This is a genomic window from Olivibacter sp. EAT-5 (genome assembly GCF_044784325.1).
GTDB classification, from domain to species: domain Bacteria; phylum Bacteroidota; class Bacteroidia; order Sphingobacteriales; family Sphingobacteriaceae; genus Olivibacter; species Olivibacter oleidegradans.
Map to the genome: position 1 here is coordinate 4,026,644 of NZ_CP173028.1, position 15,588 is coordinate 4,042,231.

The window sequence follows — 15,588 nt, forward strand, 5'->3', positions numbered from 1 at the left end:
GGAAAAAATTTGTCATTAGGAAAACCAGGAATGAGGGGGCCGCGTCCTCCTTTTAAAAAGAAAGAACCCGACCATAGAATTAATCAGCACATTAGAGCTGCGGAAGTACGCTTAGTTGGCGAAAATGTGGAGCAAGGGGTTTACCCGATTAAACAGGCTTTAGCCATAGCAGACGAGTTGGAGCTTGATTTGGTGGAGATTTCCCCAAATGCAAATCCTCCTGTATGTAAGGTTGTCGATTATAGTAAATTTGTTTACGAACAAAAGAAGAAGCTGAAGGAAATTAAGGCCAATGCTAAACAGACGGTCATTAAAGAAATCCGTTTCGGCCCGAATACGAATGAGCACGATTTCGAGTTCAAACTTAAGCATGCCATTAAGTTCTTGGAAGCTGGAGAAAAGGTACGCGCTTACGTACATTTTAAAGGTAGAGCTATTGTATATAAGGACCGTGGTGAAATTCTTTTGCTGAAATTTGCACAGGCTTTGGAGGAAATTGGCAAAGTGGAATTACTGCCTAAACTAGAGGGAAAGCGGATGTTTATCACTGTTGCCCCAAAAAATCCGAAAACAAAATAACCCCAAGGGTAGAGAGTCGCCGGGCTTTGCGCCGGGAGACCTATTAACAAGAGACTAATAGATAGATAATAACAGATAAGATTATGCCAAAAGTGAAAACCAATTCCAGCGCTAAGAAACGTTTTAGCCTGACTGGAACCGGTAAGATTAAGAGAAAACATGCATACAAAAGCCATATCTTAACCAAGATGAGCACTAAACGTAAACGTAATTTAACACGTTCCGGTTTAGTATCAGATGCAGATTTAGGCAATGTAAAACGTATGCTTGGGATCGGTAAATAGTAATTATTTTAACAAAATTTTTAACCGGGTATTGGGTTGTAAGTCTATTGACTGAATACTTAAGAAAACATAGCGCCTTATACCAAACTAAATTTATTTATTATGCCACGTTCGGTTAACGCAGTAGCTTCGAGAAGAAGAAGAAAGAAGATCCTTAAATTAGCAAAAGGCTATTATGGATCACGTAGCAAGGTGTATACCATTGCTAAAAATACGGTAGAAAAAGGTTTGCAATATGCTTATCGCGACCGTAAAACCAAAAAAAGAGAATTTAGAGCATTATGGATTCAACGTATCAATGCAGGTGCTCGTCAACATGGGATTTCTTATTCTCAGTTGATAGGTAAGTTAAGTGCTAAGAATATCGGTTTAAATCGTAAGGTTTTAGCGGATTTAGCGTTAAACAATCCTGATGCTTTCAAAGCAGTAGTTGATGCAGTTAAATAAATATTAACTTATCACAATCTATTAGTTAAAAGGAGGTCTTGACCTCCTTTTTTATTGATTTATTATTTCAATTACTACGACCGTGAAAGATTTGACTGCTATAGTGTTGAGCTTTTAAAAGTGCTGTTTGATCAACCTGGCTGTTGATATTTCGCTCTTGTAAAAAGGATAACAATACCTCCGTTGCAATATTTCCTGTCAATTTGTCACTTGCCATCGGACATCCACCATAACCTCCTATAGCCGTATCAAAACGTTGGCATCCACTATTATAAGCAGCCTGTATTTTCGCTAACATAGTTTGTGGCGTGCTATGTAAGTGAACTCCCAGATCAATATGAGGAAAATGCTTATTTAGATTTTGATAAAGCATGTGAATACTTTCCGGAGTGGACACACCAATAGTATCGGCAAGCATCAAATGTTTGACTCCCTTTTTTACTAATAACTCTGCATAAATAGTAACGATTTCGGGAGACCAAGGATCACCGTATGGATTGCCGAATGCCATTGATAAGTAAATCAATGGTTCTTTGCCAAACTCTTTACAGATCGTTATTATCTCTTCCACATTTGCGAGAGACTGTTGAATACTCGTGTTGGTGTTGCGTTGCTGAAAAGTTTCAGAAACAGAAAATGGAAAGCCAAGAAAGCTTATCTGAGAAAAGGCACTGGCTTCCTTGGCTCCTCTAACATTCGCAACAATGGCGAGTAATTTAGTGCTGCTATCTGAAAGGTTTAATTGTGATAAAACGGCCGCGGTGTCCTGTAGTTGAGGTATTGCTTTTGGAGAGACAAAGCTACCGAAATCCAGGCGGTCAAACCCTACTTTTAACAATAGATTTAAATAGGCGACTTTATGGAGTGTTGGGATAAATTCTTTAATTCCTTGCATCGCGTCCCGTGGACATTCGGTGATTTTGACCATAATTTAGCTCGTTTAGTTATACAAAAATACTAAACATATGTCGAGGTGAAGTTTTTGGGACTTATTTCAATGGATTCTTAGTCCAACGACCCCTTGATTTTTATGTGAAGGCCATCCAATTGCTCATTTAATCGAATTTGGCAGGCTAGTCTACTGTTTTCATCAGCATCAGGAAGTGTATCCAACATATTCAATTCATCATCAGATGCTTCATGAAGTTGTTCCATTCCGGACAATACTTCTACGTGGCAGGTAGCACACAATGCCATACCTCCACAGGTGGCTAGTATATTGTATTCTGAGGCCTTTAGCACTTCCATTAGGCTCAAATTAATATCCTCGGGAATTTCTATAGTTTCCACCGAACCAGTTCTATCTTCTACAGTTATATGAATCATTGTTAATTGTTTGTTTTAGTTGTTTGTTATTCCCTATTGGTTATTAGTTATTAGTTATTAGTTATTAGTTGTTGTTATTCGCTTTGTTTTTTTTGCTGTGGTACTATTTGAGTTAACCCATTAACCAAAACTAAAATGCGTGAATACCGTTGACCGTCGTATATTTAAAGCTCAACTTTTGATCAGGGTACACGTATTTGAAAGCACTTTGCGCCATTAAAGCAGCTTCATGATAACCGCATAGGATCAGTTTTAGTTTGCCCGGATACGTGTTAATATCGCCAATAGCATATATGCGTTCTATACTGGTAGAATAATCAGTCGTATTCACTTCTATGGCCGACCTATCGATTGCCAAGCCCCATTGAGCGATTGGTCCTAATTTTGGACTTAAACCAAAAAGTGGTATAAGTGCATCTGTTTCTAAAGAAATCTCTTCCTTTTGTTTGTTAATCATGGCAACTTTTGTTAAGTGGCCCCTTCCTTCTACCCGAATTAAATTGTGTGATAATAACAAGTTGATCTTACCACTGTTAGCAAGATTGAAAACCTTTTCCGCTGAATCGGGTGCACCTCTAAAACTTTCGCTCCGATGCACGAGCGTGACTTTTTCTGCAATTTCACTTAAAAATATAGTCCAATCCAAAGCTGAATCACCTCCGCCGGCAATAACAACCTTTCTATCTCTAAATTGCTCCGGATTTTTAATCATATAATAGATGCCTTTGCCTTCAAAGTCGGCCAAACCTTCTATTTCAGGTTTACGCGGTTCAAAAGAACCCAACCCTCCCGCAATTACTACCACTTGCGCATGGATGTTGGTCCCCTCATTGCCTTTGACCATATAGGAGCCATCGTGTTGTTTTTCAAGTGCTTCCACACGTTCTCCCAAAGTAAAACTTGGATGAAAAGGAGCGATTTGCTCCATCTGTTTATCGATAAGCTCTTGCGCATTGATGGCGGGATAACCGGGAATGTCGTAAATGGGTTTATGTGGATAAATTTCAGCCAGCTGTCCACCAACCTGAGGTAAGGCATCTATCAGGTGGCAACGCATTTTCAATAAACCTGCCTCAAAAACGGCAAACAAACCAACAGGTCCTGCACCTATTATACATATATCTGTAGTAATCATATCTGTTAATTTTAAGGGCTACTTGAGCTCTAAGTTATTATAAATGCTATTTAATATCCGCTCTAGCTGTCGAAAATCATCTTCGTTAAGGTTTTCCCATGCTTTAGTTCGTATTTCTTTAATTTGCGGCGATAATTCTTCCACTTTCGAAATCCCTTTATCTGTTAGATGCACGATAAAACTTCTTCTGTCATTTGGATGAACTTTACGTTCTGCCAGTTCCTTCTTTGCTAAGAGATCAACGATGCGGGTCAAAGTGGGTTGATCTTTACCACAACGTTCTGCTAATTCTTTCTGTGTCAGATCTGCATATTCATAGAGATTTTTTAAAACCATCCATTGATCTAAAGTTATATCGAAGCCTTTATTGCTGAACGTTGCCTGTGCATATTGCTTTACCCGGCGCGCTGTACGATCGAGTAAAAATGAATACATGTTGTATGGTTCTTTTTGCATAACAATATTTAGTGTGACAAATATATTGTGTTAAATTAAAATTAAAAAGTAAAAAATCGAAAATGACGTAGGAGTGAGGGAGGTAGGGATGGTAGCAAAAAAAAAGGAGGTGTTTAATAAAAACACCTCCCTTTTTTTTATAATACAGCTGGCTTATGCTTTCGCTGGCTTTAAGTTTCCTCGCTCTGTCGAAGCGATTTCTTTTGTGTTTTTTTCTTCACCGTCTCCCTGCAAATCGGCAAAGACCGGAGATGCTATAAAGATAGACGAATAAGTTCCAAAAATAATACCAATCAAGATAGCAAAGGAGAAACCGCGAATTACTTCACCGCCGAACACAAATAGCACTGCCAAAACAAATATTACCGTTAAAGAAGTAATGATGGTGCGGCTAAGCGTTTTATTAATCGCCGTATTTACTACATGAGAGATCGGCTCGTTTTTGGCACGATGTTCACGTAAGTATTCACGGATACGGTCGAACACGACTACCGTGTCGTTGATAGAATAAGCGAGCACCGTTAGAACAGCAGCAATAAAGTGTTGATCCAAGTCCAACGAAAATGGAAGAATACCATCAAAGAGCGAAAAGATTCCCAAAAGGATAATCGCATCATGAGCAAGCGAAATGGCGGCAGCTATACTGTATTGCCACTTGCGGAATCGAATAAGAATGTATAGCGCAATTACGATAATTGAGAAAATCACCGAATAAATAGCGGATACCTTAATGTCATTCGCTATTGTAGGACCGACCTTTTGCGAACTCACAATTTGGTAAGGGTTATTCTGCACTTTTGCAAGTCCTTCGTTCAACTTATCTAAAACCTGCTTATCGGCGGCATCATCTGTCTGGTCAATCAGGTAAGGTGTTGTTACGCGTAATTGATTATCACCACCGAATGTTTTTACCTCGCTTGTTACATTGAAGGTACCGTTTACATGATCACGAACTTCTTCTAAGTTTACCGCCTTCTCGTATTTAACGGTATAAGTCCGTCCACCGGAGAAATCAACACCTAAACTAAAGCCTTTAGTGAAAATTGAAATTAAGCTGATAATTGTTAAAGCAATTGAAATTGCATAGAATTTCTTGCGGTTCTTTATAAAGCCGAAGTTAACGTTTTTCAATGTGTGATCACTCCATGGATAAGAAACGGAAATTTTCATATCCTTCTTGATCATCCATTCGAAAATGATACGCGTAATGAAGATGGCTGTAAATAAAGAAGTGATAATACCGATCAATAAAGTGGTCGCAAAGCCTAAGATTGGACCGGTTCCAAAGATATATAGAATAAGACCGACTAGGAAAGTAGTTATCTGTGAGTCTAAGATAGAAGGCATTGCGTGTTTATAACCATCGGAAATTGCCTGTCTAACGCCCTTACCTAATGCGTACTCTTCACGGATACGCTCGTAGATAAGAACGTTCGCGTCTACGGCAGTTCCCATAGTCAATACGATACCTGCGATACCGGGAAGCGTTAGTACTGCCCCCAACGAGGCAAGGATTCCCATGATGAAAAATACGTTGAAGATTACGGCAATGTTAGCAACTAAGCCAGCGCGGTTGTAATAGAAAATCATAAAGATAAGTACTACTACTAAGCCGATAACAGACGAATTGATACCAGCATCAATTGCCGCTTGTCCTAAGGTAGGGCCAACAATAGCTTCTTCCACGATTTTAGCTGGGGCCGGTAAACGTCCTGCTTTCAAAACATTGGCTAAGTCCTGTGTGTCTTCGAAGGTGAAGTTTCCGGTAATGGAAGAAACACCATTAGGAATTTCATCCTGTACGGTAGGTGCCGAATAAACTGTATTGTCTAATACAATCGCGATTGCTTTTTTTGGATTTGCTGCGGCTGCTGCTGCACTGATTTTTCTCCACTCACGAGCGCCCTCGCTGTTCATCACCATTTCTACTTGCGGATTATTGGTGCGCTGGTCAACATCGGCGCGTGCATCTGCAATCACGTTTCCGGTAAGTACCGGACCGGCATTCAGCCCCGTTGGTTTCACTGCAAAAAGCTGAAACATCTTCGTTTCTTTAGAAACGGGTTTCACACTCCACAATAATTTTACATTACCTGGTATAATCGCTTTTATTTCAGCACTATTAAAATAAGAATTAACCAAAGCGGTGTCTTTCTGTAACACATAGCCAATTACAGGTCCTTGACCCAACATTTGTTGCCCTTGTGGGCCCTGGCCGATATTTGGACTCAATACAGCGAATAAAGGGTTTTGGTTTTTCGCTTGCTCTAAAGCTACTGTACTGCTGTCTTTTTTGGTCGAATCGCTTCCTGCTGCCTTATTGCCGCCTAATGAAGCCAAACGACCCCCTGTAGTATCCTTCGCACTTGTGTCAGCCGCAGTCACCGAAGAATTAGACTTAGTGTCTGCTTTTAATGTTGACGCCAATGTTCGGTTAATGTTCTCTAATAATGGGAAAATTTCGGAGTTGTCATAAGTTTCCCAGAATTCCAATTTCGCAGATCCTTGTAAAAGTTTACGTACGCGATCTTCATCGCTTACACCGGGGAGCTCGATTAAAATTCTATTCGTGCCTTGCTGCCTTTGAATATTAGGAGAAGTAACCCCAAACTTATCAATACGTGTACGTAAAATATTAAAAGAACGGTCAATTGCGCTACCGGACTCTTTTTGCAAGAAAGCCAAGATATCGCCGTCACTTGAATTGGAGGTGATGTTATTAACGGCATTGTCTTTATTAGCAAAAAAAGTAGCTAATTTTCCATTTGGATTTAACTTTTTAAACTCTTCTCCAAATAAGCTGACAAAGTCTTTTTGACTGTCTTTGCTCCGAGCTTCGGCGTTGTCCAAAGCCTTTTTAAAATTCTCGTCTTTTGGATTGTCCGCTAAATTACTGATCAATTCCTTCAGAGAGATTTCCATTGTAACATTCATCCCGCCCTTTAAATCCAATCCCAATGCCAATTCACGCTCTTTGCAGTATTGGTAAGAGAACTTGGCAAAACCGAGGTTATATACATCTACGGTAGCCATTGAATCTAAATAAGCCCGTTCCTTTACGGGGTCACCTTTTGCATAAGCAACTGCGTCGCGCTCAACCTTGCGGGTTACAAAAGTAAATGAAAGTGAATACAGGCACGCAATCGATATCAGTATTACAAAAAAGTTAATTAGGCCTTTACCTTGCATCTTTGTTTAGTGTTGTAATTTATGTAATAATTGTTGTATACATTCCCATCTGTTAACCCTGATCCTCATTGACTGATGAAAGACCGGTAAACACCTTTTTAATATGCTATTCTTTTTTGCATATAATAAGGCAATTTATCTAAGTTTTCTTAAGAACGGCAAAGCTATGAAATTTTTAAATAAACAAAGGGTTTATTGCGAGAAAATTGTTTGCTGCTTAACTCTTAGCATTTAGCTATTAGGAGTTAGAGAAAAAGGGCGGTAATCTCTTCTTGAAAGAGGGCTAAAACTAGTTTTTGACTTTAGAATATAGATAAAAACTGTAATCGTACGGATTCTTTTCATCACTTTCATGATGTTCGACTTCCTCCAATTGCCATTCTTCATCATTTATTTCAGGAAAAAAAGTGTCCGCGTCTTGAAAATCGTGATTAATCCGAGTAAGGTAAATCCTATCGGTTAGCGACATCGCCTGCTCATATATTTGAGCTCCACCTACGATGAATATCTCTTCCTTTTCATGTTCGCATGCAGCCAAGGCTTCTTCAAGTGAGTTTACTACTTCGATATTGTCAGCCTGGAAGTTTGCTTGACGAGTGATAACAATATTACGGCGCTTGGGAAGGGCTTCCCCGACAGATTCGAAGGTTTTTCTTCCCATGATGACGGTATGGCCCGACGTAGTTTTACGGAAAAACTTTAAATCAGCGGGCATGTGCCAAAGAAGCTCATTATTTTTTCCGATTGCGTTATTTTTTGATGCTGCAACAATAATGGATGTAATCATGGTTCAATTGGTTAAACCGCCACTTCTGCCTTAATATGCGGATGGGGGTCATAATCTACTAATGTAAAATCTTCATACCTAAAGTCAAAGATACTTTTTATCTCAGGATTAATCTTCAACTTGGGTAGACTTTTAGGGGTACGGGTTAATTGTAGTGTTGCTTGCTCAAGGTGGTTACTATAAAGGTGTGCGTCACCTAAAGTATGTATAAAGTCGGCCGCTTCCATATCACAAACTTGTGCTACCATCATAGTCAATAAGGCATAGGAGGCGATATTAAAAGGTACGCCCAAAAATATATCTGCGCTGCGTTGATAAAGCTGACAGGATAACTGTGCTTTGGTTTGACCCTTTTCCTTATTAGGTGGAGCAACATAGAATTGAAAAAATGCATGGCAAGGAGGCAATGCCATTTTTTCAATTTCTGCAACATTCCAGGCTGAAACAATGATTCGACGCGAATCGGGGTTATTTTTCAGTTGATGAATAACTTGCGCAATTTGATCAATATGCTTGCCGTCAGGAGTAGGCCAAGAGCGCCATTGTGAGCCGTACACCGGGCCGAGGTTGCCATTTTCATCTGCCCATTCATCCCAGATGCTCACTTTATTTTCTTTCAAATAGGAAATATTAGTCTCGCCTTTCAAAAACCAAATCAGCTCATGAATAATGGACCGAAGATGAAGTTTTTTGGTGGTAACCAAAGGAAAGCCTTCTTGCAGATTGAAACGCATTTGATAACCAAATACACTTCGTGTTCCCGTTCCGGTACGGTCCTGTTTATCGACACCATGCTCATATACATGGCGCATTAAATCGAGATATTGCTGCATTGTTTTATATGAAATGTTATGGCGGTAAAGATAGGGATTTTTTGTTTCAATTAGCTATTGGCTGTCAGCTTTCAGCAATCGGCCAGTGTGCCATTGTTGCTTAAGGCTTTAGGCTATAAGGAATAAGCTTTAAGCTTGCCTCCCTAACCCACTGCCTAGAACTCCGCTCAGTGTGCCCCTGCTGCTGTCACTGCCACTATTTCCCTATTTAACTATTTCCCTACTCAACTATTCAACTAAATCACAAATCCTGCACAAACTGAACGACCTAAGTGAAAAGTCTTTTTACGTCTTTTGTCACACGTAGGAGACATTGCCTTAAAGAAACTTAAACCGATTTTTAGAATTTTCAACTTAAACAAACGCCTATAGCCCACATGTACTCAATCCTTTTCCGTTCCTCGATTTTTAAAGCACTTGCTTTGTGTTTACTCTTGTTATTTGGAGTAAGAGGGGAGGGGTATGGGCAAAGGGTGTATGCGGATGCTCAAAGGAATGGAACTACTGGAACGGTTGGAAGCGGATCCGTCACAAATCCTACATTTTCGATTGATGCAAGTAACTTGTCAAATTTCACACGATTGTCGGCTTCGTCAGCAGTACTTGCTTCTGGTGGAGCTTGGCAACAATTGATTTTTGATAGGACGTTTGCAGGGAACACGACTATTTATATTAAACTTAACGTAGCGAGCTCATTATTAGGAGGAAGTGTTACTCTTAAAACTTACAGTGGAAGTACAGCAAACACTGATGGAAATGAAGTTGCGTCATCATCAAATTCTTTTACTGCTATTGACGGAACGACTTATTTGGCGGTTACTGGAAATATATCGTTTAACGCTGTTCGCGTTACCTTGAGCGCACCTGCACTTCTTGGGTCCAGCACCGCAGATATTTACTATGCGTTTTATGAACCTGTTAATAAACGTTGCGCTGATGTTTTGGGTGTTTCAGTAGGAGGTACTGGAATTTCTTTAGGGGGAGGGGTAAGCAACCCACTTAACGCAGTTGACAACAACTTAACAACATATTCTTCATTGACTGGAGGGCTCTTGGGGCTGGGTTATACAATTACACAAACTGCCTACTTTTCGAATTTATCAAACCCAGGGGATGCCGCGACCATCACATTCTCTCTTCCATCCTCCCTTTTACAATTGAGTCTTTTTAACAATGTAACAATTAATCTATATAGCGGAAACACACTTGTCAATACAGGAACGATTGGTAGTCTGTTGTCGCTAGATCTTTTGGGGTTGCTTCGTTCCGGACAGCGATATACAGTGTCTTTATCGTCAACTCCTGTTTTCGATAGAATTGAAATCGCTGTTGCAACCGGCGTATCTTTACTTACAGATTTTCGGATTCATGAAATCCAACGCACTCCTGCAAAACCAACTGTACCGATTGCTTATCCGCAGGCGCAGGCTGTATGTTATGGGCAGACAGCGACTTTAACTGCTGCGCCAACAAGCTCAGGTAGTGTTTTAAGGTGGTATAACCAAGTAAATGATGGTACATTATTACAAGAAGGTAGTCCGTATATTACGCCTCCAATAACGGTTGCAGAAGGCGATACAGCCTTTTTTTATGTAGCTGCCGCCTGGAATAGTGCTTGTCCTGCAGAATCAGAGCGGGTAAAGGTTGCCGTAGTAGCTAATTCCTTGCCAAGCATTACATTATCTCCCCTAGCCAGCATGTGTCAAGGCGAGACTAGTGTGTCTATAGCCTATACTACCACCACTAATAGTCCAACAAGTTATAGTATCACTTGGACTGATTCGCCGACAGATTTTATCAATGTGGTTAATCAAATGCTGACACCCAATAGTATCAATTTGAGCATTCCTGGAAGCGCAGCTATTGGAACGTATTCGGGTATACTGAAAGTAAAAAGCGCTAACGGATGTGTAAGTTCAGAAATAAGTTTCTCTGTTGAAATACACCCTAAACCATCACCACCACATATAACAGCAAACTAAATAAACATCAAATAAAATTAAATAAATAGAGTTATGAAAAAAGCGAATTTTTTTGCAAAGTTAAGCGTCATCGTAGGCCTTATCTGTGGATTACCATTATTATCTATTGCAGACGTTAACATTTATATCTGTAGCACAGCGTCTGCAACGTTGAACTACGTCGGTGGCCATACGTTGGTGGCGGGCGACCGTGTCATATGGCAGGAATTTGATGGAGCCGATAATCCTATTGGAGCTGGCCCTGTTGAATTGACTTACACGTCTTCACTGACCGATGTTGCTTTGACTTTGAGTGCAGCAAGTGATATTACGACTTTGGGATCGCACTTTTATAAGGCATACGTGCTATCTGCTAACCCTGCAAACTGTAGTGGTGATCTTTCTGATGAAGTCGAAATTTATAGATTACCTGATTTGATTCTAGATTTAACACCTTTAATTTCTTCATATTGTGCTGAAGCTTCGGGTACCACAGCAGAATCAGTCATTACAGCCTCGACAACCACCCAAGAGAGTCACGTGTTACCTACTGATGTATTATTAGCTTATAATTGGAGCGCCACCAAAGACGGCATTGCCGTCACTCCTATTAGTAGTATAGGCACCGCCCAAACTAATAATACAGGGGGACTGTCCTTAACAAATACCTTTACCATGAACGCCACTGGAGTTGGCGAATATTCTTTCTCGGCTACGGTAGCCTATCCAAGTCAATCAGCAAGTGGAATCACTATTAAGGGGGGGGGGGCTGCCAATTCTAACACACCGGCTGTAGTTACGGTAACTCCGAAACCAGGTAAACCGACTATTACAGTGGATTAGTTGGGGATCTTAATAAGGTACTTTTTTGCATGAAGAAAGCATTTCTCATATTGCTGTTATTTGTCGACCTAGCCTTTAACAGTCATGGGCAAAGCCGGCCTACCGCGCACTTGGTGCAAGGTGGGTCGGTAACGCTCCATGCACATGCCGAAGGCGCTCTAAGCTTTCTTTGGTTTAAGGACAATGAGCCGATCAATGGATTTTATGAGGAAAAATTAGTCGTTCAGGAAGCGGGTATTTATACGGTTATTGCACTTAATGGTGGTTGTGAGTCGGAAATATCCGATGCTGTGGAAGTGATTATTGAACCCCATGGACCGGATAAACAGGTCGATATGCAGATCGCTAAATCGGCATCTCGTTCCGTTGCTTTATTAGGATCTACCATTGATTATCAATTGGTGATTGTTAATAAGGGGCCGCATACAGCGACGGATCTAAGCGTGCGGGATATACTGCCTCCTTCACTGGAATTTAATGAAATCCTTGGTCCTTACAGCGGAGCTGTTTCCTATTCGCCTTCGACGCACGAACTAACCTGGAAACCGGATAGTTTATCCTCAGGGAAAAGTGCAGAACTTCGTATCCGTACGCAAACGAAACGGGAAGGGACGGTGGAAAATTATGCGGAAGTGGAGGCCACACAACCGGATCCCGATATCGGTAATAATGCAGCTACTGCTTCAACTAATGTGGTGGCACTTCGTATACCGAACGCTTTCTCTCCAAATGGAGACGGTCTGAATGATGTGTTCGAAATTACCGGTTTGGAGCTCTTCGAAGAAAATGAGCTTTTTATTTTTAACCGCTGGGGTGCCGAAGTTTATCAAATGAAAAATTACCGTAATACCTGGAATGGTGGAACGCTGAATGAAGGTACCTATTATTATGTCCTCCGCATCAAAATGGAAACCGGTAAAATGGAAACCTTTAAGGGCTATGTTACCCTTATTAAACAACGACGTTTTTTTTAGTGTATTTGTTAGGTAGTTAAGTCGTTGAATAGTTGACGGTAAATTAATTAGCCAATGTTATAATTAGCCAATGTGGTAATGGTTGGGGCCTATGCGAGCTTAAAGCTTATAGCCTACTGCTTATAGCCTATGGCCTACAGCTAATAAAATTTGCAATCCCCCTTTTTTATTGTTAATTCTGTGGCATGATTACATTTGCAAATGCCAAGATAAATATAGGTTTGCAGGTGCTGGACAGAAGACCTGATGGCTACCACAATTTGGAAACTGTTTTTTATCCTGTTAAACTATTTGATATTCTAGAAATAGTGCCTTCCTCCTCATTGAAATTGGAGGTTTCGGGTATCGGTATACCTAATAACGATGAGGATAATCTTTGTATTCGTGCCTATAGGGCACTTGCTGTGGATTTTGATTTAGAACCTGTTTGTATCTATTTACACAAACAAATACCCATTGGAGCTGGTTTAGGGGGAGGCTCAGCGGATGCCGCTTTCTTGATTAAATTGCTGTCCCGGTATTTTCGACTGAATTTAAGTATCGAACAGATGGAGTCCTATGCCAGCGCATTGGGTGCCGATTGTAGCTTTTTTATCAGAAATAAGCCTGTTTTTGCGACTGGGATTGGCGATGTGTTTACCGAAATATCAATTGATTTATCAGCATACAAACTTGTTTTGGTTAAGCCTCCTATTCATGTTTCTACAGGAGAAGCCTATGGAAGTGTACGCTCCTCAAGGGAAAGTAAAAACCTTCGTGAACGAATTACATTGCCAGTCGAACAATGGAAAGAGCACCTTTTCAATGATTTTGAAACGGGAATCTTTCATCGATACCCGGAAATAAGAGGGATAAAATCCATGCTATACGAAAGAGGCGCGATATACGCTGCCATGAGCGGATCGGGTTCCACTGTTTATGGTCTTTTTAGAGAGGAGCTTGATCTAAAGGAATTGAAAGCTTGGTGTGAAGTGTATTGGATGGATGGTGGTGAGCGGAGGAGTAGTTGAGTCGTGAAGTAGTTAAGTTGTTGAGTCGTGTTTTGTTGGGTTGGAAAATCACTACTAACAGGTTCACTTTTCACAAAATAAAATCGATCGCCAGCCGACTAGCGACAATTTGTATAAAATATTTAATTTTAATAATATATCAAGATGAACAATTTAAATAACCCGATATGGTTGATGAGCTCTGCTTTTGACAAGCTCGGTATAGATGAACTCATTGAAAAAGCAGTGACCGTTGGTGCACAGGGAATCGACCTATGCGTATTCAGAAAAGATGGCACTCGAAAGGACCACACAGCCACGCACCTTGAATACGAGACCTTTGATTTAGACGCAGCAAAGAATCTCATCGATAAATTCAATGCGGCAGGTCTACAACTTTCACTGGGTGCTTTTGAAAATATGATTGGCGGCGATCCTACAGAGCGGGTAAAGAACCAGAATCACCTATTAAAGTTGATCCGGATAGCCTATTTACTAGGTGGAAATGCCAACAATGTTAAAGTGGGAACATTTGTTGGCTATAACCATGAATTAGGAGTGCAGGAAAATGGTTTCCAAAAAAATCTTGACGAATATAAACGCGTTTTTGAACCAATTGTTCGTTATGCAGAAAGCCTAGGTGTAACAATTTTATATGAAAATTGCCCGATGGAAGGATGGCGTTCGGCAGCCTATACCTCCACTTACAATAATTTACCGGGGGTATTAGCGGCTCGTAAATTAATGTATACCTTAATCCCGAGTAAAGCGCACGGCGAAATTTACGACCCTTCTCATGATATTTGGCAACATACCGACCCGGTTGATGTTATTGCAGCGAGCGATATTACGCGTATTCACAGAATACATGTAAAGACAACTAGAAACCTCTTAACGAAAGGGCGGATCGAATGGGGCGGCATGTATCCTATGCACCAGGTGGAGGCTTCTTTGGCAACCAGAGCGGGAGTATCACAGCCGGTAAGTGATTGGGATCGCCATCATTACGAAGCGATGCTTCCAGGTTTTGGCGGTACAGACCATATGGATTGGCGGGCATTTGTTGATATATTACGCGAAAAGGGCTTCGAGGGACCTTTCGAAATTGAAAATGAAGCAAAGAATTCCAAAGATACCGGTAATCTCGCTGCCACCATACAGGGATACGAAGCGGCTATCCGTTTCCTGAGTCCCATGTTATGGAACTTAGGTAATAAAGGATACCAGTTTCAAAGCGGGGAGCCTTTACATGAACCAACTGCTCAAAAGGATATACCGGTTAAAACAATAAACGATTTGTAGGCACTTCAAACTTTTTTTTTATCAAGTTGTTGTTGGGATATGACTATGAAAGAAGAAATGAAAGAAAAAAAAGGAAGCAAAACAGCTAAGTTCGTTGCTTTTGCATTAGCAGGATTAGCTGCCGGAGCGGCAGTTTACTATTTGTTTGGGACAACGGAAGGTCGTAAAACGCTAAACAAGGCCGTAGATGGCGTAAATGGATTAAGTAAAACATTGAAAGCCCAGGCTGAAGAAGGTTTGCATCGGGCTTCCCACCTGGCAAATCGCGCAAAGGAAGAATATCAACGAGTATTAACAATGGCGGACGACGCTCGACATGATGCGATGGAGAAAGCTGATAAGTATAAAGAAGAGGCGAAGAAATTAACAAAGAAGGGCTTAAAATATGCCGAGGGATTGAGTCACGAAGCTCGGTCGAAAGTGGATAAAGCATAATAGTTGTGAGTTGAGCGATGAGCTTTTTAAGATTCGCTAACAACTAAT

At 40.7% G+C, this 15,588-nt stretch carries 16 protein-coding genes; 9 read left to right on the top strand and 7 right to left on the bottom strand.

The window, feature by feature from the left end; all coding sequences use genetic code 11:
- Window positions 1-9: 9 nt before the first annotated feature.
- From infC to rplT, 3 genes are all read left to right on the top strand, one after another.
- Window positions 10-579 (top strand): translation initiation factor IF-3, encoded by a 570-nt coding sequence (gene infC / locus ACH11B_RS16575; protein ID WP_013666230.1) that lies wholly within the window; start codon window positions 10-12, stop codon window positions 577-579.
- Between the two features lie 83 nt (window positions 580-662).
- Window positions 663-863 carry a 50S ribosomal protein L35 gene (rpmI, locus tag ACH11B_RS16580; protein WP_013666231.1) on the top strand — a complete coding sequence of 67 codons (201 nt, stop codon included), beginning with the start codon at window positions 663-665 and terminating at the stop codon, window positions 861-863.
- Between the two features lie 102 nt (window positions 864-965).
- Window positions 966-1,310 carry a 50S ribosomal protein L20 gene (gene rplT / locus ACH11B_RS16585; protein ID WP_130857328.1) on the top strand — a complete coding sequence of 115 codons (345 nt, stop codon included), beginning with the start codon at window positions 966-968 and terminating at the stop codon, window positions 1,308-1,310.
- 67 nt (window positions 1,311-1,377) lie between these two features.
- Here the strand turns inward: rplT and ACH11B_RS16590 are convergent, their stop codons facing one another.
- The 7 genes from ACH11B_RS16590 to ACH11B_RS16620 form a co-directional block, all read right to left on the bottom strand.
- The gene (locus ACH11B_RS16590; RefSeq protein ID WP_377609378.1) at window positions 1,378-2,238 is read right to left on the bottom strand and encodes a hydroxymethylglutaryl-CoA lyase; all 861 of its coding nucleotides are present in this window, start codon (window positions 2,236-2,238) and stop codon (window positions 1,378-1,380) included.
- Between the two features lie 77 nt (window positions 2,239-2,315).
- A complete protein-coding gene (locus ACH11B_RS16595; RefSeq protein ID WP_130857330.1) occupies window positions 2,316-2,636 on the bottom strand; it encodes a 2Fe-2S iron-sulfur cluster-binding protein in 321 nt (106 codons plus the stop codon).
- 130 nt (window positions 2,637-2,766) lie between these two features.
- Entirely contained in the window at window positions 2,767-3,771 is a 1,005-nt protein-coding gene (locus ACH11B_RS16600; protein ID WP_149105640.1) for an NAD(P)/FAD-dependent oxidoreductase, read from the bottom strand.
- An 18-nt stretch (window positions 3,772-3,789) separates the two neighbouring features.
- Window positions 3,790-4,227 carry a MarR family winged helix-turn-helix transcriptional regulator gene (locus ACH11B_RS16605; RefSeq protein WP_013666236.1) on the bottom strand — a complete coding sequence of 146 codons (438 nt, stop codon included), beginning with the start codon at window positions 4,225-4,227 and terminating at the stop codon, window positions 3,790-3,792.
- Between the two features lie 153 nt (window positions 4,228-4,380).
- A complete protein-coding gene (secDF, locus tag ACH11B_RS16610) occupies window positions 4,381-7,416 on the bottom strand; it encodes a protein translocase subunit SecDF (RefSeq protein ID WP_377609375.1) in 3,036 nt (1,011 codons plus the stop codon).
- A gap of 289 nt (window positions 7,417-7,705) precedes the next feature.
- Window positions 7,706-8,203 carry a dihydrofolate reductase gene (locus ACH11B_RS16615; RefSeq protein WP_130857333.1) on the bottom strand — a complete coding sequence of 166 codons (498 nt, stop codon included), beginning with the start codon at window positions 8,201-8,203 and terminating at the stop codon, window positions 7,706-7,708.
- An 11-nt stretch (window positions 8,204-8,214) separates the two neighbouring features.
- The gene (locus ACH11B_RS16620; RefSeq protein ID WP_013666239.1) at window positions 8,215-9,036 is read right to left on the bottom strand and encodes a thymidylate synthase; all 822 of its coding nucleotides are present in this window, start codon (window positions 9,034-9,036) and stop codon (window positions 8,215-8,217) included.
- Window positions 9,037-9,413: 377 nt separating this feature from the next.
- Here ACH11B_RS16620 and ACH11B_RS16625 point away from each other — a divergent pair, with 377 nt between their 5' ends.
- The 6 genes from ACH11B_RS16625 (at window position 9,414) to ACH11B_RS16650 (ending at window position 15,540) form a co-directional block, all read left to right on the top strand.
- Window positions 9,414-11,018: a hypothetical protein gene (locus ACH11B_RS16625; protein ID WP_130857334.1), complete on the top strand. Its 1,605-nt coding sequence runs from the start codon at window positions 9,414-9,416 to the stop codon at window positions 11,016-11,018.
- 33 nt (window positions 11,019-11,051) lie between these two features.
- Window positions 11,052-11,840 carry a hypothetical protein gene (locus tag ACH11B_RS16630; protein WP_377609373.1) on the top strand — a complete coding sequence of 263 codons (789 nt, stop codon included), beginning with the start codon at window positions 11,052-11,054 and terminating at the stop codon, window positions 11,838-11,840.
- Window positions 11,841-11,869: 29 nt separating this feature from the next.
- Entirely contained in the window at window positions 11,870-12,814 is a 945-nt protein-coding gene (locus ACH11B_RS16635) for a gliding motility-associated C-terminal domain-containing protein (RefSeq protein WP_130857336.1), read from the top strand.
- 185 nt (window positions 12,815-12,999) lie between these two features.
- A complete protein-coding gene (gene ispE, locus ACH11B_RS16640; protein WP_130857337.1) occupies window positions 13,000-13,824 on the top strand; it encodes a 4-(cytidine 5'-diphospho)-2-C-methyl-D-erythritol kinase in 825 nt (274 codons plus the stop codon).
- A 144-nt stretch (window positions 13,825-13,968) separates the two neighbouring features.
- The gene (locus ACH11B_RS16645; RefSeq protein WP_377609371.1) at window positions 13,969-15,105 is read left to right on the top strand and encodes a sugar phosphate isomerase/epimerase family protein; all 1,137 of its coding nucleotides are present in this window, start codon (window positions 13,969-13,971) and stop codon (window positions 15,103-15,105) included.
- A gap of 57 nt (window positions 15,106-15,162) precedes the next feature.
- Window positions 15,163-15,540 (top strand): hypothetical protein, encoded by a 378-nt coding sequence (locus tag ACH11B_RS16650; protein WP_130857339.1) that lies wholly within the window; start codon window positions 15,163-15,165, stop codon window positions 15,538-15,540.
- Window positions 15,541-15,588: the final 48 nt, after the last annotated feature.

Coding starts and splice junctions, on each gene's coding strand:
- ACH11B_RS16600 (WP_149105640.1), bottom strand. CDS start 3,771: ATGATTACTACAGATATATGTATAATAGGTGCAGGACCTGTTGGTTTG.
- ACH11B_RS16615 (WP_130857333.1), bottom strand. CDS start 8,203: ATGATTACATCCATTATTGTTGCAGCATCAAAAAATAACGCAATCGGA.
- rplT (WP_130857328.1), top strand. CDS start 966: ATGCCACGTTCGGTTAACGCAGTAGCTTCGAGAAGAAGAAGAAAGAAG.
- secDF (WP_377609375.1), bottom strand. CDS start 7,416: ATGCAAGGTAAAGGCCTAATTAACTTTTTTGTAATACTGATATCGATT.
- ACH11B_RS16620 (WP_013666239.1), bottom strand. CDS start 9,036: ATGCAGCAATATCTCGATTTAATGCGCCATGTATATGAGCATGGTGTC.
- ACH11B_RS16650 (WP_130857339.1), top strand. CDS start 15,163: ATGAAAGAAAAAAAAGGAAGCAAAACAGCTAAGTTCGTTGCTTTTGCA.
- ispE (WP_130857337.1), top strand. CDS start 13,000: ATGATTACATTTGCAAATGCCAAGATAAATATAGGTTTGCAGGTGCTG.
- ACH11B_RS16645 (WP_377609371.1), top strand. CDS start 13,969: ATGAACAATTTAAATAACCCGATATGGTTGATGAGCTCTGCTTTTGAC.
- ACH11B_RS16625 (WP_130857334.1), top strand. CDS start 9,414: ATGTACTCAATCCTTTTCCGTTCCTCGATTTTTAAAGCACTTGCTTTG.
- rpmI (WP_013666231.1), top strand. CDS start 663: ATGCCAAAAGTGAAAACCAATTCCAGCGCTAAGAAACGTTTTAGCCTG.
- ACH11B_RS16635 (WP_130857336.1), top strand. CDS start 11,870: ATGAAGAAAGCATTTCTCATATTGCTGTTATTTGTCGACCTAGCCTTT.
- ACH11B_RS16605 (WP_013666236.1), bottom strand. CDS start 4,227: ATGCAAAAAGAACCATACAACATGTATTCATTTTTACTCGATCGTACA.
- ACH11B_RS16590 (WP_377609378.1), bottom strand. CDS start 2,238: ATGGTCAAAATCACCGAATGTCCACGGGACGCGATGCAAGGAATTAAA.
- ACH11B_RS16630 (WP_377609373.1), top strand. CDS start 11,052: ATGAAAAAAGCGAATTTTTTTGCAAAGTTAAGCGTCATCGTAGGCCTT.
- ACH11B_RS16595 (WP_130857330.1), bottom strand. CDS start 2,636: ATGATTCATATAACTGTAGAAGATAGAACTGGTTCGGTGGAAACTATA.